Consider the following 21,871-nt stretch of genomic DNA (forward strand, 5'->3'; position numbering starts at 1 on the left):
GGATCGGGAAGGCTCGCCGGAGAGGCGATTGGCCGATGGCGTTACTGCCGCTCGCCGAGCTAAGTCGCGGAGTCCGAGCATTCGCGCTCTGCGGTTAGCTTTATTGCGCCGTTAGAGCGGTCCGGCTAGAAAGCGTCCAAAAACACCGGCGCTTTGCCGAACTCGGTCTTATATTCGCCGTTAGGCACGTACCAACCTGGGCCTTGAGACCCGCCATGCCATGACACGCGCTTGCCGTCTGTGGCCCATTTATCGAGTTTCTCGCCGCTTTTGGTCAGGTAGTTGGATGCGTAACAAACGGTATTTAGCCAAGGGTCGATGATTAGCCAGGATTGGGCGATCTTGCGGCTGGTGAAATCGGCCGTCGATGCATATTTGCGCGCCGTATCCGGGATCGCTTCCTGCGAAACCAGGCAAAAAGCGTGGTCGCCTTTGCCGTAAACGATGCCGATGTAGAGTAAATCGCGCTTGATATTGTAGATTTTCTTAGCGTAGTAAGCGCTCAATGCCGCCATTTCTCCGCAGTTGCCCGAGCGGTCGGCGATCGTCATCTTCACCAATTTCTCGGCCAAGTCTAAGTGCGACGTGACGCCGTTAAGCCTGTGTTTGTCAGACTCGTCGGCTTCAAGCCATCGGGTCATGCCTTTGGCGCTCATAGTCGCCAAAATGGCAGAGCCAGCAAGATCCACGTCGTATAGCTTATTACTGGATTTATGGCCTTTTTTAAAGAATTCTCTGACTAGAGCCTTAATTTTCTCGCCTTCGTCCACCAGCATGGTTGTACCCTCCAAAGTCTGATTCTTTGTAATTTTAAGTGTCCCGTTCTCCGCCGTTTCGGTGGAGTACCATACCAGGTTGGCCTTACTCCGAGTCTTGCGTGCTAGGCCTCGTCTGGTAAGTATAGCCGTAACCCGAATGGCTTATAAAGACAACTGGTTTCGAACGGCAAGCGGCAACCGGGACGACGTTTTGGCTGCGGCCGGAGCGAGCCATTGGCTAGGCCGGTCAAAGGCGGTCTATGATTTCGATACAACGCTGGAACGCACTCCGGATGATGAAGAAGGTCATCGCCAACGGGAACGATAGATAATGTTCCGGCAGCGCCAGACACACCAGTACCAATGCGGCAATCAAACCCGGCGTGGCGCGGGACAGGTAGGTCTCGAAGTAGCGGAAGGTTTCTTGGGATTCCCAATCGAAGCGGGGGCTGCGGTTGATAAACCCGAACAGCATCCAGGCGGCGAGCAGTGCGAAATAGACCGGAAACACGCTGAATTGCGGCGAACCTTCGCTGAACAGCGGTTTCCAGTAGCCGTACCAAGCCCATAGGCTGGCGCAGGCAAAACCGTCTTGCCAGACGGTACTGCTGAGGCGTTTCAGGCCGCCCGCCAGCAAGAATATCGCCGCGATTGCGGCTGCGGACATCCAAACGGCTTCCAGATTCAGCAAGGGCAAAACCGGGTTATGGGTTTCGATCAGGGTGGTCAGGATCAGGCTGCAGGCTATGAATACAGGCATCGGCGTCATTCGGTATCAAAGGATGACACAGTCTGCCCTAAAATCGCGCTTAACCCAAGCTGCGAGAAGCGGCATACCGGCGCGGCCGGTATGCCGTTGCGGATTAACTCAAGCGAACCGCATTGCTCAGGCCCACATCGGTATGTTGTTGCCGCCGCCGGCATTGCTGTCGGCCAGGCGTTCGGAGTAGGCGTCGCCTTGACGGAATACCAATTCGTCGACCGCGCCCAGCAGATGGAAAATAAAGCCGAATGCGCCCAGATTCAGGGAATGGCCGGATTCGTGTTCGATGTGCCAATCGCCGGAATTCATGTCGACGAACGCGAAATTACCCATATTGAAGGCGGTATCCCAGACGTTGAGATTGCTGATCAGGCCGCCCTTGACGAAAATCGTGCCGGTCGGCCAATCCACGCGCAAACCTTGCAGTTTCAGGTATTGCACTTGAAAGCCGGTGACGGCGGCCAGCAACAGGCTGAACAACAGAAACAGCAAGCCCAGCAGCACGATGGGCCAGCTCATCGGCAGAAACCAGTTAGACCAGCCGATCAAGGCCTGGTAAACCTCGAACTGCGAAATCCATTTGACGATGGCCAACAGGTTCAAGCCGAACAAGCCGATCGCCACGCCCTGCGCCAAGCCGGCATTGCCGGTCTGGCTGAGCAGTTCGAATATCAGCAAGCCGTTTAACGAGGCATTGCTACCCACCAACATACCGCGGATGAATTCGGAAAATCCGGTCGCGGCGGAGACGGTGGTAGCCGCCAGGATGTAAAACACCAGCATCGCACCGGCATAAACGCCAAAGGTGATGCCCATACTCTTTGCCAGAAAAAATATCAAAGCAAACAGGCCGACAGCGGTCAGACCGCCGAGAATGACTAGCCAAGTTTTAATGACCATAGCGACTCCCCTCAATCAAGATTTAGTTTTCATCGATCGGGCGCTTAGCGTTAGCTTCACCGAATCGAAGTGTCCACGCCGGTTTCGGCCGTGTCGACGTCCGGACCCCGGCGCGGTTGTCTGGCGGCTGATGCGAGCCGCAAACCCTCATTACTCCTATGCGTATGTTTATGCAAGATTTTTTCGTTTTTGCATCCCCAGCGTAGCCATCACGCCGGACAGGAACAGCCAGATACCTGCTGGCAATGGCACTGCGGTAACCGTAAAACTATCGACCGAGAACCGGATTTGGTCGTCGGCGAAATTGGGCCGGTTGGGGACGTTAAAGTCCAGCCAGCGCCAATCGGGGCCGTTGATGGCCGCCAGCGGGATCGAGGACCAGTCGGACAAATCCGGCGGTAGCGTATCGTTCCAGAGTTGACCGGTCGCATTCTCTTGGAGCAAGCCGAATTGCATTGCCGGATTGGCAAGCCCGTTCCAATCGGTATTGGAAATGCTGGCGCCGCCCACGATCAAACCGTCCGCCGGCAAAGTGGCGGAACCGTTTTGTTGGTCGTTCTGTACCCACAAATTAACCGGCGCCGCCAATGATGCAGTGAAACCGTTGCCGAAACGGTGGGAAAACGCGCTGACGACGCCGGTGTCGACATCGTAGGTAAAACTGCCGGACATCGCGCTGCCGATGGCGACGCCGTTACCGACCAGCAAACTACCGATATCGGTGACGGTGCCGGTGTAATCGACCCGAATCGACTGCGCCTGACCGGACAGCGGCAACAATAAACCGCTGCTTGCAATCAAAATATGGATTAAAGTAAATTTCATGATAACTCCTGTGGAAAATCGGTTTTCCCAAGTCGGCTCGGAGTCTGCAGCGCCGGATGGATCTGGCGGCGTTCCGGGTTCCGAATCGGCTTGAAGGGTAGAAGTAATGTATCGGGCCCGGTCTGGCCCGGCTGTGAGCATTTCCACTGGGCCAAGGTGAATTTGTCCGCACCCGGCGCCGGCATTCCGGAAAATGTCGGCCGGTTGAGCCGGAGCGGACCGGCGATAACCACAAGGCATAATGACGATGACGATGGAAAGACGCGATAAGCTCGGGTTGGCGCTGTTACCGCTACTGGCGCTTGCCGCCTGCACGCCGGCCGCTCCGCCGCTGGATGCCGCGGCCGCATTGCCGAACGGCCCGCGGACGCCGATCTTCGTGACCGCCGCCCGCCAGAAAGTCGAGGTAAAACAGGCGTTGGCGGCAGCCGGCTTTCGTCTTGTCGACGAGTTGGCGGACGGCGCCTTGTTGCTGCGGGCGACGATCGGTATCGACCAGGGCGAGCAAGCCTGCGGGACGATGAACAATGTTCGGCTGCAACTGCGGCGTCAGGGCGACAATGTCGCGGAAGTCGTCGGCAAGGGGTGGACCGGGAGCTGTCAGCCGAATGTACTCGAGGAACTTAGCCGCAAGTTATGGCGGCACCTTTTCGCACAAACGCCACAATAGGAACCAGACCGATGACATCACCACTTTGCCCACCCCTGCGTTCTATCGCCGCCGTCTGCGGTATGGCCCTGTCGGGCTGCGCTTACATTGGCGACGGGACCAAGCTGGGGCCGATTTCGCCGCCGGCCAACACGATGAAACCGATGGTGGAGCACACCGTCGGCGACTTCGCGTTTACCTTGGAAGGCGGCAAAATGGTCACGTCCAATCTGGCCGGTAGCTTGATCAACCAGAACGTGATGGATGCCTGGCAAGATAAAGGCTACATCCGCGATCACGAAGCGGTGGAACCCGGCGAGTTTACCGGTAAAGCCGATTACCAATTGACCTTGAGCGGCAGCCAATACGGCGATTCCAGCATCGGCATGCAGATTTTGAGCGGGCTGACGCTGACCTTGATCCCGTACACCGTGACCCAGAGTTACGACATCCAATACACCTTGGCCGACGTCAAGACCGGCAAAAAGTACAGCGGCAGTATCGAAGAATCCAATAAAGGCTACGTCGAACTGTTTATGCTGTTTGCGTTGCCGTTTTCCAAGCAGAACCAGGACGCCATGTTCCGCCGAATCGGCGACCATCTTTACGATCAGCTCTACCGACAAGGCGCATTCCAGACGCCGCCTGCCGCTCAATAAGCCGGGTTGCCGCCGGCTGTGCGATTTTTTGACGGGCTGACAGCCGGCCCATGGTCGAGCCGGCAAGGGAGATTTGCTGCTGTGTGCTGGCTGTTTTGCCGGTTTGCGCTTCGAATCGCCGGCCAGCCGCGCACTCGGTCGGTGTCGGCGCGGGCTATCCGGGAGGGACGATTGGCCGGACTACAACTCGATACGTTCCGGCGCGACTCTGAGAATTTCGTCGATGGTGGTGATGCCTGCCGCGACTTTTTCGGCGCCGCTGAGTCGCAACGGCCGCATGCCTTCCTTGATCGCCTGTTTTTGCAGCAGGGCGGTGTCGCAGCCTTCCACGATCAGCTTTTCCAGTGCCGGGCTGTTCTCGAAAATTTCGTAAATGCCGACCCGGCCGGCGAAACCGGTATTGCGGCATTCCTTGCAACCGACGGCCTTGAACAACTGCTTGGGCGGCGCCACCTTGAACGGCGCCACCAGCCCCCGCCACAGGTTTTCGTCGGTGGGTACCGCAGTTTTGCAGTGCTTGCACAGCACCCGGATCAGACGCTGGGCCATGATGCCGAGCACGGTCTGTTGGATCAGGTAACCCGGCACGCCGATATCCAGCAGACGGGTCACCGCGGCCGGCGCGTTGTTGGTGTGTAGCGTCGAGATTACCAAGTGGCCGGTCAGCGAGGCCTGTACCGCCATTTCCGCGGTTTCCAGATCGCGAATCTCCCCGACCATGATGATGTCCGGATCTTGCCGCAGCAAGGTGCGGATGCCGTTGGCGAAATCCAGCCCGATATTGGCCTGGACCTGCATCTGATTGAAGGCCGGCTCGATTTGCTCGATCGGGTCTTCCACCGTGCATAAATTGATTTCCGGCGTCGCCAGCCGCTTCAAGGTCGAATACAAAGTCGTGGTCTTGCCCGATCCGGTCGGGCCGGTGACCAGAATGATGCCGTGGGTATGGCCGACCAGGCGGTTCCACAGCGTCAGTTCCTTCTTGCTGAAGCCGAGTTGTACGTAATCGCGTAGTAACACTTCCGGGTCGAAAATCCGCACCACCAGCTTCTCGCCGAACGCGGTCGGCATGGTCGACAGCCGCAGTTCGATTTCCTTGCCGTTGCTGTTCTGGGTTTTGATCCGGCCATCCTGCGGCAGCCGCTTTTCGGCGATGTTCATCCGTCCCAGAATTTTCAGCCGACTCAAAACCGCGTTCATGATCGGCATCGGAAATCGGTAGACGTTATGCAGGATACCGTCGATCCGAAACCGGACATTGCCCTGCAGGCGGCGCGGTTCCATGTGGATGTCGCTGGCGCGCTGGTCGAAAGCGTATTGCAGCAGCCAGTTCACCAGGTTGACCACATGCTGGTTGTTGGCGTCCAGATCCGCGGTTTTGCTCAGTTCGACCAATTGCTCGAAATTCTGGCCCTCCGCGGTGCGGCCGTCGTTGTGGCTTTGTGCGCCTTTCAGCGATTTGGAAAAGTTATAGAACTCGTCCAGGTAGCGCTTGATTTCGTCGGGGTTGGCGAATACGCAACGAATCTTGCCGTGGTGCATTTTCGCCAGATCGGTTTGCCAGGCGCGGATGAACGGTTCGGCGGTGGCGACCACGATTTCGTCGTCGTTGATTTTGATCGGCAGAATGTTGTAATTACCGGCGTAGGCCTTGCTGAACAGGGCCGTCACGGTCGGCACATCGATTTTCAACGGGTCGAAATAGTAGTATGGCAGGGCCAGCTTCTTCGCCAGCCACTGGGTCAGATCCTCCTGCGACAGCGTCTTGCCCAGCTGGGTTTGGTCGGACAGCTCGCATTCTGACAAAACCTTGAGCGGATGCTTGTTTAGATTGATCTTGGCTGCCGCATATTGCCGGCATTTTTCCAAATCCTGCGCCGACAGAATCCGGTCCTCTTGCAGCCAGCGGATGACCTGTTGAATCTCCAGTTTTCGGTCTTCGGTTTTGCTTTCTTCCCGCATGTGTTTGGTTTGCTGTGAATTCGGGAAGTTAGTCTAGCTAATTATTGGCCGGACGGTGTGGCCTAGCTTTGGCTTCAACCGTATTGCCGAGGTAACTGCGGCTTGACGTAGCGGACTGAGACGCGCCAATCCGGAAACCGGAGGCGGCGGAAACTGGACACAAAAAAGCCGGCTGACGCCGGCTTGGTATGAAAACGCTAACCGATTAGCGCTTGACGTTAATTTTTCTGGCTCCGAAACCTAACAGGCCGATACCTAACAGGCTCAAGACGCCTGGTTCCGGAATGGTCGGAATGTTGTCGGTACCCGTGCCGTTGGTGTAAGCGTAGTGGCTCAATCTACCGATATTGCAGTTGTTCCGACCGCATCCACCGGTGATGTTGCTGACTAGAGCATTGGTCCAAACCAGTTTGGTCATTTCTCCGATGTTTTCGAAGAAATAGGTATCGTCCACTGCACCCAAGCCACCGGTGCCGAATTTCAGCAGAAAATAGCCAGGTTGATCCGGAGCGACGTCGAGGTACCAATTGCCGGCGTCGTCGGAGGATGCCGTTACCGTGCCGCTGCTTTTGTAGTCCATCACCAAATTACTGCCGCTAGATCCCAACAAGGCTTTCAATGCGTTTAATTCGGTGGCATCTCCGGAATTGCCGAGGTTTGCCGAACCGATAAAGGTGTCGACCGTATAGGTGGCGGCTTGCAATACCGGCGCGGCAAACCCGATGCCGATCGCAATCGCTGCAATGTATAAGTGTTTCAGTTTCATGGCGTCTCTCCCCCGATGAGATATAAGTTAAAAAAAGGAAAAATTCCCTTTAGATTGAGCATGAAATATGCCTATAAAACTATTTTGATCTTTATCAGAGAGTTATGAGTTCTTTGTAACGCGATTTTCACATAACTGTAAAAAAATACGACACTAGAAGAATCAAGCGCAACCCCGCAGGAATGGGGCGGTATCATTTGCAGATGCGTCCCGGTTTAGGGTTGGATGTCGCATAAATCCTGGGTGCCGGCGCGGTATCGCGCGCTAGCTGATTCGGACATCGGCCTCAGAGCAGAGCTGAGTTGTTAAATTTTCCGGCATCTGAGGTATCAATCAGCAGCGAGCCCAGCGACCTGCCCGGCTGACATCGACGGGGCTTACTTCCCGGTATCACTCAGCGTTGGGTGCGTGCATTTTTGCGCAATTTGACCGGCTTAAACCGGACCGGAAACGGCTGGAAGCGCCGCACCAGCCATTTGCGCAATTCTTCCAGGACCAGCAGGCTGACGACGAAGGGCAGCGTGAACAGCCAGACCTCGCCGCCGATCGGTGCGGCGCCGAACAGGGCGTTGCCCCACGGCGTGTAGACGATGGCCAGGATCAGCCCAAGTTCCAACAGGATGCCGGACAGGATCAGTTTATTGTCCAGCAACGCCGTGCCGACCAGGCCGCGCTGGCGCTGCTTGCAGACGAAGACGTTGGCGATCTGCATCATGATGATCGCGCTGAGGCAGGCCGTGGTTGCCTGCAAATACAAGGGCTGGCGGCCGTGCAGGATTTGGCCGTACTCCCAGCCGCCGCGCTCCAGCACGAAAAAGAACGCCGCCATCGCCGCGACGGCTTCCAACACGCCCAGGAAGCCGTAAGCGCGAGCCAATAAGCGCCAGTCGATCAGGGTTTCCTTTTGGGAGCGGGGGGCTTGCTTCATCACATCCGTGTCGGGTTTTTCGACGCCCAGGCCCAGCGCCGGCAGCATGTCGGTGCCCAGATCGACGGCCAAGATCTGGATGATGGTCAGCGGCAGCGGAATCTTGAACAGCACGAAAGCCAGATAGGGCACCACTTCCGGAATGTTCGATGTGAGTATATAGGTCAGAAACTTGCGAATGTTGTCGAATACGGCGCGGCCTTCCTCGATCGCGGCGACGATGCTGGCGAAGTTGTCGTCCAGCAAAATCATGTCGGCCGCTTCTTTGGCGACATCGGTGCCGGCCTTGCCCATGGCGATGCCGATGTCGGCCTTTTTCAGCGCCGGAGCGTCATTGACGCCGTCGCCGGTGACCGCGACGATATGCCGCTTGCGTTGCAGGGCTGCGACGATCTGCATTTTCTGGTCGGCGCCGACCCGGGCGAAAACGATCTCGGCCGCATCCAGCGCCACTTGCAATTGGCTGGGTGTCAGTTTCTTCAATTTGTCGCCGACGATGACTTTGGGATGTTCGCCGCGCACCAGGCCGATTTGGCGGGCGATGGCGACCGCGGTGTGCGGGTGGTCGCCGGTTACCATGATGACTTTGATGCCGGCCTGGTGACATTGGGCGATGGCAGCAGCGACTTCCGGCCGCGGCGGGTCTTCCAGACCGACCAGACCGCTGAATACCAAATCCTGTTCCGGATCGTCGGGTAACGCCTCCGGCAGCGGCCGATAAGCCAGCGCCAGTACCCGCAATCCTTGGTCGGCCATGGTTTGTAGCGCGTCGGTCAATTGTTGGCGGCGGTCGTCGTCGAGAGTCTCTATCTTATTGTCGAGCATAATCTGCCGGCACAGCGGCAGTACCATTTCCAGTGCGCCCTTGCAGTACAGCATGTTTCCGGACGGGGTACTGTGGATAGTGGACATCCGCTTGCGGTCGGTGTCGAAAGCGACTTCGCCGATCTTCGGATAATCGATGCGCATGCCTTGGGCGTGAGCCATTTCCACCAAGGCGATTTCCATCGGATCGCCCAGCGCCGTGATGCCTTCCACCCGTTTCAGGTTGTGGCACAAGGCGGCGCCGGCCAGAAACGCGGCGTGCTGTTGCAGGCTATGTTGGTCCAAGTTTGCGGGGACGCAATGGCGGCCGTCCACAAACAGCTGCTTGACCGCCATCCGGTTCTCGGTCAGGGTCCCGGTTTTATCGGTACAGATCACCGTGGTCGAACCCAGGGTTTCCACCGACGGCAGATTGCGGATCAGGGCGTTGCGCTTGGCCATGCGTTGTGTTGCCATCGCCAGCGATAGCGTCACGGTCGGTAGCAGTCCTTCCGGCACGTTGGCGACGATCAGGCCGATGGCGAAGATGAAGTTTTCCCAGAAGGTCAGGCCGATGGCCTGGCCGATAAAGAAGAACGCCAGGCCCAGCGCCAGCGCCAGCAGCGCCACAAAGCGGCTCAAACGGGCGATTTGCTTTTGCAGCGGCGATTGGCTTTTCACCATGGTTTTCAGGGTGTGGGCGATTTTGCCGAACTCGGTGTGCATGCCGGTGGCGAACACCACGGCCTTGCCTTCGCCGGCCACCACCGAGGTGCCGGCCAGCAGGATGTTGCGGCTCTGGCCGATGTCTTCGGCGGCGGACGGCAGTGCGTCGCGGCCTTTCGGCAAGGATTCGCCGGTGATGGTGGCGTTGTTGACCCGCAACGCCAACGCTTCCACCAAGCGGCAATCGGCCGGCACGTTATCGCCTTCCTGCAACACCAAGAGGTCGCCGGGCGTCAGTTCGTCGGCGTAAACCAAGCCTAATTCGCCGTCGCGGATGACTTTCACCTGGTGCGGCAGCAGTTTTTGCAAGGCGGAGATGGCCTGTTCGGCCTGATGTCGTTGCCAGAACGAAAAACAGCCGTTGATCGCAATCACGCCCAGAATGGCGTAACCCAAGGTCTGCATGCCCTCGCCGGGTTGCTGCGATTCGGCGAAGAACGCCAGTCCGGCCGCCAGCCACAAGATCAATGCAAAAAAATGCAGAAATTCCCGGGCGAACAACAGCAAAGCCGAGGTCTTGCGGGTTTCTTCGAGGCGGTTGAAACCGAATTCGCGCAGCCGGTCTTCGATCACGGCATCGTCCAGGCCGTTCAGGCTGGAGCCCAAGCTTTCCAGCGCTTCGGCAGCGGTCAAATGGTGGATTTTCATGGTTCGGCACTCTAACGAAGTGGCGGGTGGCGACAGTGTAAACCCAAATTTCTCTGGCCGCGGCGCAGGCCTCTGGACGCGGCGAGTGCGGCGGCGAAAAAATGCGATTGTGTTTTCGGCAGCTGCGCGTGCAAACTTAACCGGTCTTTTTGCCTATTTGCCACGATGCCCAATCTGTTTCATTTCCGACTGCCGTTGCCAAGTTTGCCGGCCATTTTCGGCTTGGCCCTGCCGCTGGCCTTGTCCGGCTGCTTGTCGCCGCTGGCCCTGGACCGCGCGGTGGTCGAATACGACAAAGCCACGGCCGATACGCTGTCGCGGCAATTGTTGCTGAACATTGCCCGAGCCCACCATCACCAGCCCTTGCATTTCACCGGGGTGTCCAATATTGCCGCGACCTTTAATTTTCAATTGAATGCCGGGGCCACGCCGGCAGCTACCGGCGAAAACGGGTCGTTGTTGACGCCGGTGTTCGGCGGCACCGTCTCCGAAAATCCGACCATCAGCATCGTGCCGATCGAAGGCGAGGAATTCACCAAGCGGATGTTGACGCCGTTTCCGGAGAGCAAACTGACGATGCTGTTGCGCCAGGGCGTCGACGTGGATTTATTGCTGCGGTTGCTGGCCGGCGAACTGCGTCTGGCCGGCGGCGCGCAAAACGGCATCTATTCGAATCGGCCGGTGGATGCGGCAGGCTACCGGATGTTCCGCCAGGCGGTGCTGCATTTGTCGTCGATTCAGGACCGGCACCAACTGTTTGCCGAACCGCTGATGTTCGAGCGCGAGTGGCTGTTGCCGGCCGGCAGCGTGGCGGCGGAACATCTGGCCGAGCTGGAAAAAGACTACGCCGTCGAATTTCTGCCGCAATCGGGACAAGTGCGGCTGAAGAAACGGGTGGTGGGGCGAATCGTGCTGACCAATTACGATCCGGCGCTACTGAGCAACGACGAGCGGCGGCGGCTGCACGAAGAGGCCGGGAAGGGCGCCGATAACGATGTCGGCGTCGATATCCGCGCCGGCTATCCGGGCGGCGAATGGCCGCTGCACGGCGTGTTCCGCTTGCGCAGCTTTCATAATGTGTTGAACTTCATCGGCGAAGGCCTCGGCGACGAGCCGGAGTTTGCGGTGGACAAACACCCGGCGACGCCGGCGGTGCGCGAAAATCCGGTGCAGACCCTGGCCTTGCAAGTCGGCGCCGACGACGGCGATCTCAGCGTCGAATTCGGCGGGCAGAATTACGCATTGCAACCCGAAACCGGCTACCAGTGGAACCGCGAGGGTTTCCGCCTGCTGTGCCAGATCTTTCAGATGACGGTCGCCAATTTGAACCAGCAAGGCGCCCCGGCCATCACCATTGCCAAATAAGCGGAGAAGCTCTTGAATCAGGCCATCGATAATTCCAAGGTCATGCGTTGCGTGGCCTACCAGAAAGGCATCGGTATCGGCGACGTTACCATTGAGGACATCAGCGAGGTGCTGCTGAAGGAGGATACCTTCGTCTGGTTGGGGCTGCGCGAGGCCGACAGCGGCATTTTGCGGGCGATCCAAATCGAGTTCGGTTTGCATGATCTGGCGATCGAGGATGCCTGTTCCGCGCATCAGCGGCCGAAAATCGAGGAATACGGCGATTCGCTGTTCATCGTATTGCAGACCGCGCAGCTGGTCGACGACTGCGTCGCCTTCGGCGAGACCCATTTGTTCGTCGGGCCGCGCTTTTTGGTGACGGTACGCCACGGCGCTTCGCACAGCCTGGCCCGGGTGCGGGAACGCTGTCAGGCCATGCCGCAATTGCTGGCCAAAGGTTCCGGGTTTGCGTTGTATTCGGTGATGGATTTCATCGTCGACAACTACATGCCGGTCATCAACGGCTTGCAGGAACGCTTCGATGTGTTGGAGTCGGCCATCTTCCAGAACCGGCCCAGCCGGCAGACCATGGAAGGCTTGTACGAATTGAAGCGCGAGTTGCTGCTGCTGGAAGGCGCGATCAATCCGGTGATCGACATCTGCAACGAACTGATGCGGTTTCACGGCGGCATGATCCACAAAGACGTGCGCTTTTATTTTCGCGATGTCGCCGACCATATCAAGCGCGTGGACCGGGCGATTCAGGGCATGCGCGAAATGCTGCTGGCGGCGATGCAGGTGCATCTGACCTTCGAGACGGTGCGCCAAAACGAAGTGGTAAAGCGTCTGGCCGGCTGGGGCGCGATTCTGGCGATTCCGACCATGGTGTTCAGTTGGTACGGCATGAATTTCCGCCACATGCCGGAACTGGATTGGGCCTTCAGCTATCCGCTGGTGCTGGCCGGCGTGGCGGTGGGCAGCCTGGGCTTGTACTGGCGCCTGAAGCGCTCCGGCTGGTTGTAGCCCACGGCTGGCGTCTCCACGTTTCTCGACTATCTATAGTAGCCTGACCGGCAAGCGGATGCGGTTGGTGCGTTAGAGTCGCCGAACCGAAGCAAGCGCCGCCCGCCGGTTGCGGTCACTTGGAACGGGAGTTAGCGATGCGTGCGACGAAACGGCTGGGTTTGGGGCTGGCGAGCCTGTGGTGCGGATTGGCGCAAGCCGATTACCGGGACGACATCGGCTATCGGCAATTGCAGCAGTTGCTGGGCAGTGCCGCGCCGACCGGGGCCGGCGTAAATGTCGTTCTGGCCGAAGCCTCCACGGTTCCACAATCCGACAAGCTGCGCTATCCGGTGTTTGCACCCAACACCGGGCAAACCCGGTTTGCCGGTAAAACCTTCAGTTATCCGGGGCCGCTGGCCAGTACCGGCATCTCCGATCATGCCACCGGCGTTGCCGCCATGTTTTTCGGTAACGATTCCATCGCCCCCGGCATCGCCAACATTGCCGTGTACAACGCCGACGACTGGCTGCACGGCTTGGTCGCCGCTAGCGCCGAAGCCCCGCTTGCCGGGGCCCGGATCGCCAACCATAGCTGGATCGGCAGGGCCGACAGCGAAACCGACATCGGCGCCTACCTGCGTTTGGCGGACCGCATCGTCCAGCGTTACGAATTCATTCAGGTGGTCGGCATGGACAATGGGCCGAGCGACTCGCCGTTACTCGGCAGCGCTTACAACACGATTGCGGTCGGCCGCAGCGACGGCGGCCACGACCGGGGTTCGGACCGGGTCGACAGCGTCTACGGCGGCGGCCGCACCCGGCCGGATTTGGTCGCGCCGCGCTCCACCACCAGCGGCGCGACGCCTATGGTCGCTGCGGCCGCGGCCTTGCTGGTCGAAACCGGTCATAGCGGTGCCGGCAATTTGTCCAACGCGGCACAAATGATTGCCGGCATCGGCCAGGTTTATAACGCCGAACGCGCCGAGACGGTCAAGGCGGCGCTGATGGCCGGGGCCGAACGGACCACCGATAATACCTCGACCGCCGCCAATCTTGCCGATTACCGCAGCGCCGGCCACCAGACCGCCAACGGCTTGGACGACCGCTTCGGTGCCGGCCAGCTCAATGTGTTCAATAGTTACCGGATCATCGCCGGCGGCGAACAAGACAGTATTGAGGATGGCGGCAATGCCGAGCTGCGGCCGGCCGGGTTCGATGTCGACGACGCATTCGGCGGGCTGAACTCGAATAGGAGCGCCAGTTACAAAATCACCGCGCTAAAGGATCTGCAATTGTCGGCGGCTTTGGTCTGGAATATCGGCGTCGCCGACGACAGCAGCTTGGCCACGGTCTTGTACGATCTGGATCTGGAGTTGTTCGACACCACGCTGCAGCGTACGGTCGGTTTATCCGATAGCCGCGTCGACAACAGCGAACACCTGTGGCTGGCTTTGCGCGGCGGTCACGCTTACGAGCTGCGGGTGGTTGCGGCCACGGCCGGCGATTTCGTCTGGGATTATGCGTTGGCCTGGCGGATGGAGCCGCTGGCCGCGGCGCCGGTGCCGCTGCCGGCTTCGGCGTTTCTGTTCTCCGGCGCATTGTTTGGATTTGCGCTATCGCGTCGCGGCGGCCGCTTGAACGGCGCCAGCCGGGTTTAGATCGCAGGTCGCCGCCAACCGGCGGCGACGCACATCGGTCTGGCGGAAGCGAAGTCGGTCAGACCTTGGCCGAGCCGGTGCCTGGCAGGAATACGCAAACTGCGGCAAATGCCATAGTACGTCAGTCATATCACCTAGCAGTTGCGCGGTTTTTGTCGAGTCAGTTCGAATGTAGCCATCCGTAAATTCTCATGTTTTTATTTTGGTATGTGATTTGCATCACGCTTATCGGCTCGTTGTCGAGCCGGTGACGGCAGGGTACGGCTTAGGCCGATGCAGGGATGCCGGTACCGCCTGTCCGTGCCGAACAAATTGGAAGATGCAAACTGTGGTATCGCGAAACCGGGGAATTCGCGTGCCGCCGACTAAAAAACATACGAGGAATTTAAATGAAATTCGCAAAAAAATCCGTTGCCAAACTACTGACCGGCGCGGCTTTGGCGTTAACCGCCAGCCATGCCAGCGCGTTCAGCTTGACCGCGATGACTGCCAACGGCCAAGTTGCCACCGTGACGCCCGGATCTTCTTACAGCCATAACGATAGCGTGGCCGCTAAAGCCTGGGCCGACGGCGGCGGTCCGGCCGGTTCCGGTTGGGGTCATACCTCCGACTGGTACCAATTCCAGGTTACCAGTGCCACCGACGTCAAAATCGTGGTCAGCGCCAATAACGCCAATGCCTTGTTGCACCCCGGCTTTTCGATTTGGTCCGTCAACGGCCCGGTCGACCATTCCAGCGGCGCTCACCGTTACAGCCAGGTCAGCGGCCCGGAAGCGAGCGGCGGCGCCCATAAAAACCAATGGATGAACGGTTTGGGCGCAGGCACGCCGCCGGCTACCTCGACTCACGTCACCGGTTTCGTCGGTTATTCGAACGGTAACAGCAATCCGGCGGACAGCAGCTTCACCAACGGCGCCGGCTATGCGGTCGGTAGCGGCAGCGCCGGTGCCAGCCGCGGTACCACAGGCGGTTTGGACTGGGCGGCCTTGGATCTGGCGAATTTGGCGCCGGGCTACTACATCATGGCCGTCGGCGGCAGTTGCTATACCCAGACCAATTGCGGTACCGCCAACGGTTCCGGCGGCTGGCTGGCGGGGTCTTATAACGTGCAGATCAATGCCGTTCCGGTCCCAGGCGCAGTTTGGCTATTCGGCAGCGCGCTGTTCGGCATGTTGGGCCTGAAACGACGCCAAGCGCTATCGGCGTAATTCCGTCGTCAATCAACGTTAACGGTCAGACCGCTCAAGGACGCTCGACTACGGACCAGGACGGTCCGGCCCCGGCAGGGACGCCGGGGTTGGCGGCCGGGCCGCACATCCCGGCCGATTTTGTTTGTCCGGCCTAAGCCTGAACTCCGGTATCGCCGGTGCCGATTCGGGCGCAACTTAAAGGCCATTCGGAGACTGAAATGATGAAATATACTTTGTCCGCCACCTTGGCGGCGGTTTTGTCGGCGGCCGCGCCGGCGCAAGCCAATACTCTGGTGGTCGACGGCACCCTGTTCCGCCAAGCGGGCGGCACCACGTTCGACGTTTGGAACATCGCTATCCAAACCGCAGGCAGTTTTAGCGTCAATCTGGCGGCCTACGAGGCCTCACAGAGCAATGTCGCGACCGCCGGCTACGCGACGGCCGATTTGAACGGCGACGGCGAACTGACCTGGTTGGACCCGGACACCCACTGGTATCTGGACGACGGTTCTGCGGGCTTGAGCGCAGCCAACCACTTGGCCCGTTGCGACGACATCGCCAATAACTGTGCGACGGTCAGCAACAGTACCATCAGTTTGACATCCCGCAGCCAAGAGCAAGGCGCGGCCGACGGTTCCATCCATTTTCGCCGCGATCCGGCCTTCGACATTGCTTTGGCTGCCGGCGCGTATCGTTTCGTAATCGCCGACTATCGGCTGACCGATGCCGAAGCCGCCGCAGGCATCAACAGCGGCGACAGCTTCTCGGCACCCGGCGGTTACGCCAACCCGATTTTGGACTACGCCGATTACCGGATTACCTTCAGTTCCGATACGCTGAATTTCGCCCGCAACGGCAACAGCATTACCGTATCGCAAGTACCGCTGCCGGGCGCGGTCTGGTTGTTCGGCAGCGTCGTCGCCGGTTGGAGTCTGCGCGCACGGCGTAAAGCCTCGACCGTCTGACCCGGCCGGGCTTGGACCTACCGGACGGGAGTGCCGGCTGCGGTGCTCCCGTTTTCGGGTTTTCCCGTTATGATGCGGGCTGTTTAACCCTAACACCCATCCATGAATTCGAAGCCTTCGACCAAACCGGGCCGTAACGAAGCCTGCCCGTGCGGCAGCGGCCGCAAATATAAACACTGCTGCGCGCAGCCGACGCCGGCCCCGGCAGGCGAAACCGGCTTGCAGCAATTGCTGGAAACTGCACGCTACCATGCCTACCAACGCCGCGATTTCGCGGCGGCGGAGCAATGCTATCGCCAGGTGCTTGAGCTCAAGCCCAACCATGCCGAGGCCTTGGCCGGCGTCGGCCAGGGCTTGTGCTGGCGCCACCGTTTGGCCGAAGGCAAACGTTATCTGGCTCGGGCGGCGAAAGCCTTACTGCGGCAGTCCGATAAAACCGACGGCCGGGTATTGTTGGGATTTGCCGAACAAATGCAAATTTGGGGCGATATGGACTTGGCGCTGCAACTGGCGCGGGCGGCCGCCAAAGCCATGCCGGACAATGCTTCGGCCCATTACGGGGTGGCGGTTTGCCTGCAGCGCTTGCATCAGACCGACGCGGCGATCGCTGCGCTGGAGAAGGTATTGAAACTGGTGCCGCACGATGCCGGTTCTCATATCCTGCTGGCGATATTGGAGTTTGACAACAAACACTACGATGCGGCCCGGCAGCGGCTGGAGCGGGTGGTCGCCGCCGAAACCGATACCCGGCAATTGGCCCGTGCCTGCCTGGAACTGTCCAAGGTCTACGATAAGCAGAAACGCTATGCCGAGGCGTTCGCGATGTTTGCCAAGGCTGGCGCGTTGCAGCGGGAATTGCCGGAGAACCAGGCGTTCGATGCCGCTTACATTTTTAATAAGATTGCCTTGTTCAAACAGGGCTACAGCGACGCCTTGCTGAAGCGCTGGACCCCGGAACAACTGGCCGACGGCTTGCCGGCGCCGGTGTTTCTGATCGGTTTCCTGCGTTCCGGCACGACCTTGACCGAACAGGTGCTTGCCGCCCATCCGCAGGTATTGACCTCCGACGAAAACCATCTGCTTGAGGAACTGTCCGCCGAACTGGCGGCCATGGCCGGCATCGGCGACGACACGCCGGCAGCGTTGGCCCGGATCGGGATCGAGCAAGCCAGGCAACTGCGCGCCTATTACTGGCAGCGGGTGGCGGAGGAGTTCGGGCCGGAGGCCTTGCGCAAACGCTTCGTCAACAAGGTGGCATTGAATAGTATCGAGACCGGTTTGATCAGTTGCCTGTTTCCGGACGCCAAGATTCTGTTTGCGTTGCGCGACCCGCGCGACGTTTGCCTGAGTTGCGCGATGCAATCCTTCGCCGCGTCGCCGGCCACGGTCAATCTGTTGTCCTGGCAAGGCGTCGCCGAACAGTATGCGGCGGTGATGGATTTGTGGCTGAGCCTGCGCGACCGGATCGCGCCGGCCTGGCTGGAGCTGCGCTACGAAGACGTGGTCAACGATTTCGAAGCCAGTTTCCGCGGCGTATTCGAACTGCTCGGCGTCGACTGGCGGCCCGAAGTCGAACGTTTTCACGAGCGCACGGCCGGTCGCTACGTGGCGACGCCCAGCTTCGCCGCGGTGTCGCAACCTTTGTATAACTCGGCACTGGCACGCTGGCGGCCATACCGACAAAACTTCGCCGAGCTGATGCCGCAATTGGCACGGTTTGTCGCTGCATTCGGCTACGACGAGGCGGACCTTTGACGGCCGGCCGCTCATAGCGTAAGGGCCGCAGAGCCGGAGCGGTATATTGCCGCCAGGCGTTTGCCGCCGATTTGGTTCGGATTTCGGAACAGTTGCTAAAATGAAGCATGACCGTTCCTTAACCGATGACGCCTGCCGATTTGAAACCGATTCTGACCGTATCCAGCCTGTTGTTGTTGGCCATAGCCGTATTGTCGCTGTTTGCCGGCGAAAGCTGGTTGGCGTTGCTGGATAGCGTGCATTGGACGGTCAGTGCCGGTACGGCCTGGGTTATCGCCTGGCAGGGGGCACTACACGGCGACGCCGGACAGTATTGGTATCGCCGCTGGTTTTGTTACGGTACCGGCCTGTATTTTGTCGGCCAATGCTGTTGGAATCTGCAAGAACTGTTTTACTGGAATCCGTTTCCGGCGCCATCGGATGTGTTTTATCTGATGATGGGGCCGTGTTTCACCTGCGGCCTGCTAAAAGCGCTGCGCCGTCGTGTTTCTTCAGCCCGGTTACGGGCCGTCAAGCTCGATACCCTGGCGATGACTATCGCGCTGTTGGGTTTCATTTTGGCCTTGTATTTGCCGAACGCCGCAGACGCCAGCGCTTTGGAGTTGGCCGTGTTGGTTGCGTATCCGCTCAGTTTGCTTAGTGCGGCCAGTGTGGCGTCGCTGGCGTTGCCTTTTTTGGCGCTGGAGCTGACGTGGGCCAGTGGTCTGCTACCGGCTGCCTTGTTGGCGGAAGGCTGCGTTTGGATGCAATGGAATCTGCAAGCGCTAACCGGGACCAACCAGGGAGCGTCGATATTGAATTGGGGATTCTCGATAGCCGGGTTGCTGGTCGGTGTCGGTGCTTATCTCTGGCAGGCCGAGCGCCGGCGTGCCGCCCCTGTCAGGACGTACCGTGCCGTTTTGCGCGCCATCCCTGTCGCGGCATTGCTGGTGAGCGTGGCGACGCTAGTGCTGATTTGGTTGAACGCTCAGCGGCAAACGGCTGAGATGCTTATTGCGGCCGGGGCCGGCGGTTCGGTATTGCTGTTGTCGGCGTTGCGCCACAGCTTGCTGTCGAAAGAAAGCGGCAAGTAAACCCAGCCCGAGCGGGCAAGGGCTCGGGGGCTGAAAATTGAGTTAAGCAGCCTCCGCTGTTTGGTTGGCGAGGGGATGCAATTTTAATCTTTCTCCCAACGCTAAAGCTCGGTTGACAGGACTATACTGTTCTGGCGTATTTATTGACCTCGGGAGCGGCGTATGAACAAGCAAATATTCCTCACTTCGTTGGCGTTGACGGTTTTGGCGGCAGGATGCGCGACGGAACCCGAAAAAAATGTCTCCAGTACGGACGATTTAACCAGAACCATGCCTAGTCCGGGGGCGGGTACGGTTGGCGAACCCTTGTATTTCTCTTCCAGGGAGGATGCGGAAGCAGCCTTGAGCGGCTACAACTACGGCTTAAAAGCCTTGCCTGACGGCCGAGTGCAGGCCTTCGTTTCCGGTCTGAACGATTCCGGCGCCGACAATCCGATCACGTTGGCACAGAGCGCCGCCGCGGTACCGGCGGATTCGGCAGCGGTCGGCGCTGACGGCGGCGAAATGCCGTTTCCGCAAATCCGGCTGGCGGAAAAGAAAAACGGTAAGGCCGCAATCGAGGCTTTGGGCGACAAGCTGGAAGCGGTCGCCCGAGCTTACGACATGTCCGCCGAACGCCTGGCCGAGATTTTAGCCACCGATTCGACCGCCTGGATCGACGAGGGCGGCCGCTTGCTTTACATCGATGCGTTACCGCCGGGCGAGAGCGATGGGCAGGAGGCGACCGCTACCGCGCCGGCCCAAGCCGGAAGCGGCGGCATGAGCGTCGCTTCCAGCACCGATGCCTTTGCCTTGCACAGCAAGCCTGGCGCCAACCGTCTGATTTATCTGGATTTCAACGGCCATGTGGCTACGGCTACGGCATGGAATTCCGGGACTTTGACGGCCCCGGCCTACGACATCGACGGCAATCCGGCGGCTTTTAGCGCCACCGAATTGAGCAATATCAAACAAATCTGGCAACGGGTGGCCGAAGACTACGCGCCGTTCGATGTCGATGTGACCACGGAAGAGCCGAGTGCGGATAAATTGTTCCGGACCGCGGCCGACGACGGCCAGTACGGCACGCGGGCCGTGATCACCCGGTCGATGCCGCAACTGTGCAACCAGGCTTGCGGCGGCGTGGCTTACGTCAACGTCTATTCCTACTATTCGGCCAGCAAGCCGGACCGTTATCAGCCGGCCTGGGTGTTTCTGGACAAATTGGGCAACGGCTTTCCGAAATACGTCGCTGAAGCGGTATCGCACGAAGTCGGCCACAATTTGAATCTGACCCACGACGGCAATGCCTCGACCACTTACTACTCCGGCCACGGCAGCGGCGTGACCGGTTGGGGGCCGATCATGGGGGTCGGCTATTACAAATCGGTCACGCAATGGAGTAAAGGCGAATACCCCGGCGCCAACAACCTGCAGGACGATATTACTGTGATTCACGCTGCCGGTACCCCGCTCAGAGTCGACGACTATGCCAACAATTCGGCTGGCGCCGGACCTATCGCCGGCGACTCCAGTGCCGTAGACCAAAGCGGTATCATCGAACGCAGTAGCGACGTCGACGTGTTCGCCTTCAATACCGGCGGTGGCGGGGTGCAATTCAATGCCAGCCCGGACCCGGTGTCGCAAAATTTGGATATTCAATTGAAGCTGTTGGACGCCAAAGGCGGAACCGTTATCGAAGCCAGTCCGGCCGACAGTTTGTCGGCTAGTGTCGCTGCGGTGCTGAACCCTGGGCAATATTATCTGCAAATCGAAGGCGTCGGCTTCAGTGACTTGACCACCGGATACAGCGATTACGGCAGCCTGGGACGCTACCAGATCAGCGGCAGCTACCCTAAAGCCGTCGAGGCGCAGGCGCCGACGGCAATTATCAGCGCGTTGCCGAACCAAGGCTATGCGCCGTTGAGTGTCGAATTTAACGGGTCCGGTTCCAGCGACCGCGACGGCAGCATCGCTGGGTACGAATGGAATTTCGGCGACGGCAGCGGGGTGAGCCGCTCAGCCACGGTCACCCATAGCTACAACACGCCGGGAACTTATACTGCAACCTTGACGGTGACCGACAACAGCGGTTTGAAGAACAGCGCCAGTGTCAGTCTGCAAGCTCAGCAAAGTCCGGTAACGAACAGTATGAAAGTGGCATCGACCCGGATTCTGCGTCGGACTCTTGCCGGCGGCAAGGCGCAGTGTGTGGCGAACGTAACGTTGAAATACCTGAACTCGACGGTTTCCGGTGCGGCGATTTACGGCGTTTGGAGCGGTGGTTTGACCGCCGGTGCCAGCAAAACCCTGCTCGCCACCTCCGCGATCGGCTTTACCGGCAGCACCGGCCAAGCTACCATCACGAGTCCGGCGTTTGCCAGTTCGGCCAAAGGCAGTTGCGCTTTCAGCGTCAACAGCGCGTTCAAAACCGGCTATCTGTACGATGGCGGCGGCTCCGTCACCGGTAGTTTTTCCTGGTAGGGGACGGTTTTCGATGGGGGCGGAAGCGTC

At 59.3% G+C, this 21,871-nt stretch carries 17 protein-coding genes; 10 read left to right on the forward strand and 7 right to left on the reverse strand.

Annotated elements, in window-relative coordinates; translation table 11 throughout:
• Window positions 1-125: 125 nt before the first annotated feature.
• From AC0IM9_RS05050 to AC0IM9_RS05065, 4 genes are all read right to left on the reverse strand, one after another.
• Window positions 126-776 (reverse strand): hypothetical protein, encoded by a 651-nt coding sequence (locus AC0IM9_RS05050; RefSeq protein ID WP_482803280.1) that lies wholly within the window; start codon window positions 774-776, stop codon window positions 126-128.
• A 229-nt stretch (window positions 777-1,005) separates the two neighbouring features.
• Complete coding sequence (locus tag AC0IM9_RS05055) at window positions 1,006-1,518, reverse strand: hypothetical protein (protein ID WP_482803281.1); 513 nt, start codon at window positions 1,516-1,518, stop codon at window positions 1,006-1,008.
• 126 nt (window positions 1,519-1,644) lie between these two features.
• Window positions 1,645-2,421 (reverse strand): hypothetical protein, encoded by a 777-nt coding sequence (locus AC0IM9_RS05060; RefSeq protein WP_482803282.1) that lies wholly within the window; start codon window positions 2,419-2,421, stop codon window positions 1,645-1,647.
• 168 nt (window positions 2,422-2,589) lie between these two features.
• Window positions 2,590-3,246: a hypothetical protein gene (locus AC0IM9_RS05065; protein ID WP_140914172.1), complete on the reverse strand. Its 657-nt coding sequence runs from the start codon at window positions 3,244-3,246 to the stop codon at window positions 2,590-2,592.
• A gap of 247 nt (window positions 3,247-3,493) precedes the next feature.
• Here AC0IM9_RS05065 and AC0IM9_RS05070 point away from each other — a divergent pair, with 247 nt between their 5' ends.
• Window positions 3,494-3,916, forward strand: coding sequence for a hypothetical protein (locus tag AC0IM9_RS05070; protein ID WP_482803283.1), 423 nt, complete (start codon window positions 3,494-3,496; stop codon window positions 3,914-3,916).
• 11 nt (window positions 3,917-3,927) lie between these two features.
• Window positions 3,928-4,554 (forward strand): hypothetical protein, encoded by a 627-nt coding sequence (locus AC0IM9_RS05075; RefSeq protein WP_482803284.1) that lies wholly within the window; start codon window positions 3,928-3,930, stop codon window positions 4,552-4,554.
• Window positions 4,555-4,734: 180 nt separating this feature from the next.
• Here the strand turns inward: AC0IM9_RS05075 and tfpB are convergent, their stop codons facing one another.
• The 3 genes from tfpB to AC0IM9_RS05090 form a co-directional block, all read right to left on the reverse strand.
• A complete protein-coding gene (gene tfpB, locus AC0IM9_RS05080) occupies window positions 4,735-6,516 on the reverse strand; it encodes a type IV pilus assembly ATPase TfpB (protein WP_482803285.1) in 1,782 nt (593 codons plus the stop codon).
• Between the two features lie 205 nt (window positions 6,517-6,721).
• Window positions 6,722-7,282 carry a PEP-CTERM sorting domain-containing protein gene (locus tag AC0IM9_RS05085; RefSeq protein WP_482803286.1) on the reverse strand — a complete coding sequence of 187 codons (561 nt, stop codon included), beginning with the start codon at window positions 7,280-7,282 and terminating at the stop codon, window positions 6,722-6,724.
• Between the two features lie 394 nt (window positions 7,283-7,676).
• Window positions 7,677-10,388, reverse strand: coding sequence for a cation-translocating P-type ATPase (locus tag AC0IM9_RS05090; protein ID WP_482803287.1), 2,712 nt, complete (start codon window positions 10,386-10,388; stop codon window positions 7,677-7,679).
• A 165-nt stretch (window positions 10,389-10,553) separates the two neighbouring features.
• On the opposite strand from AC0IM9_RS05090, the gene AC0IM9_RS05095 reads away from it, so the two are divergent.
• From AC0IM9_RS05095 to AC0IM9_RS05130, 8 genes are all read left to right on the forward strand, one after another.
• Entirely contained in the window at window positions 10,554-11,753 is a 1,200-nt protein-coding gene (locus tag AC0IM9_RS05095) for a hypothetical protein (RefSeq protein ID WP_482803288.1), read from the forward strand.
• A gap of 42 nt (window positions 11,754-11,795) precedes the next feature.
• Window positions 11,796-12,755, forward strand: a complete 960-nt coding sequence (locus AC0IM9_RS05100; RefSeq protein WP_482803318.1) for a magnesium and cobalt transport protein CorA — start codon at window positions 11,796-11,798, stop codon at window positions 12,753-12,755.
• 137 nt (window positions 12,756-12,892) lie between these two features.
• Window positions 12,893-14,395 (forward strand): S8/S53 family peptidase, encoded by a 1,503-nt coding sequence (locus AC0IM9_RS05105; RefSeq protein ID WP_482803289.1) that lies wholly within the window; start codon window positions 12,893-12,895, stop codon window positions 14,393-14,395.
• A gap of 389 nt (window positions 14,396-14,784) precedes the next feature.
• A complete protein-coding gene (locus AC0IM9_RS05110; protein WP_445370957.1) occupies window positions 14,785-15,603 on the forward strand; it encodes a PEP-CTERM sorting domain-containing protein in 819 nt (272 codons plus the stop codon).
• 200 nt (window positions 15,604-15,803) lie between these two features.
• A complete protein-coding gene (locus AC0IM9_RS05115) occupies window positions 15,804-16,550 on the forward strand; it encodes a hypothetical protein (protein ID WP_445370956.1) in 747 nt (248 codons plus the stop codon).
• Between the two features lie 102 nt (window positions 16,551-16,652).
• Complete coding sequence (locus AC0IM9_RS05120) at window positions 16,653-18,305, forward strand: sulfotransferase (protein WP_482803290.1); 1,653 nt, start codon at window positions 16,653-16,655, stop codon at window positions 18,303-18,305.
• Between the two features lie 125 nt (window positions 18,306-18,430).
• Window positions 18,431-19,378, forward strand: coding sequence for a hypothetical protein (locus AC0IM9_RS05125; RefSeq protein WP_482803291.1), 948 nt, complete (start codon window positions 18,431-18,433; stop codon window positions 19,376-19,378).
• A 162-nt stretch (window positions 19,379-19,540) separates the two neighbouring features.
• On the forward strand, window positions 19,541-21,841 hold the full coding sequence (locus AC0IM9_RS05130) for a PKD domain-containing protein (RefSeq protein ID WP_482803292.1): 2,301 nt from the start codon (window positions 19,541-19,543) through the stop codon (window positions 21,839-21,841).
• Window positions 21,842-21,871 lie beyond the last annotated feature (30 nt).

This window comes from Methylomonas sp. Uni0011, from assembly GCF_056850255.1.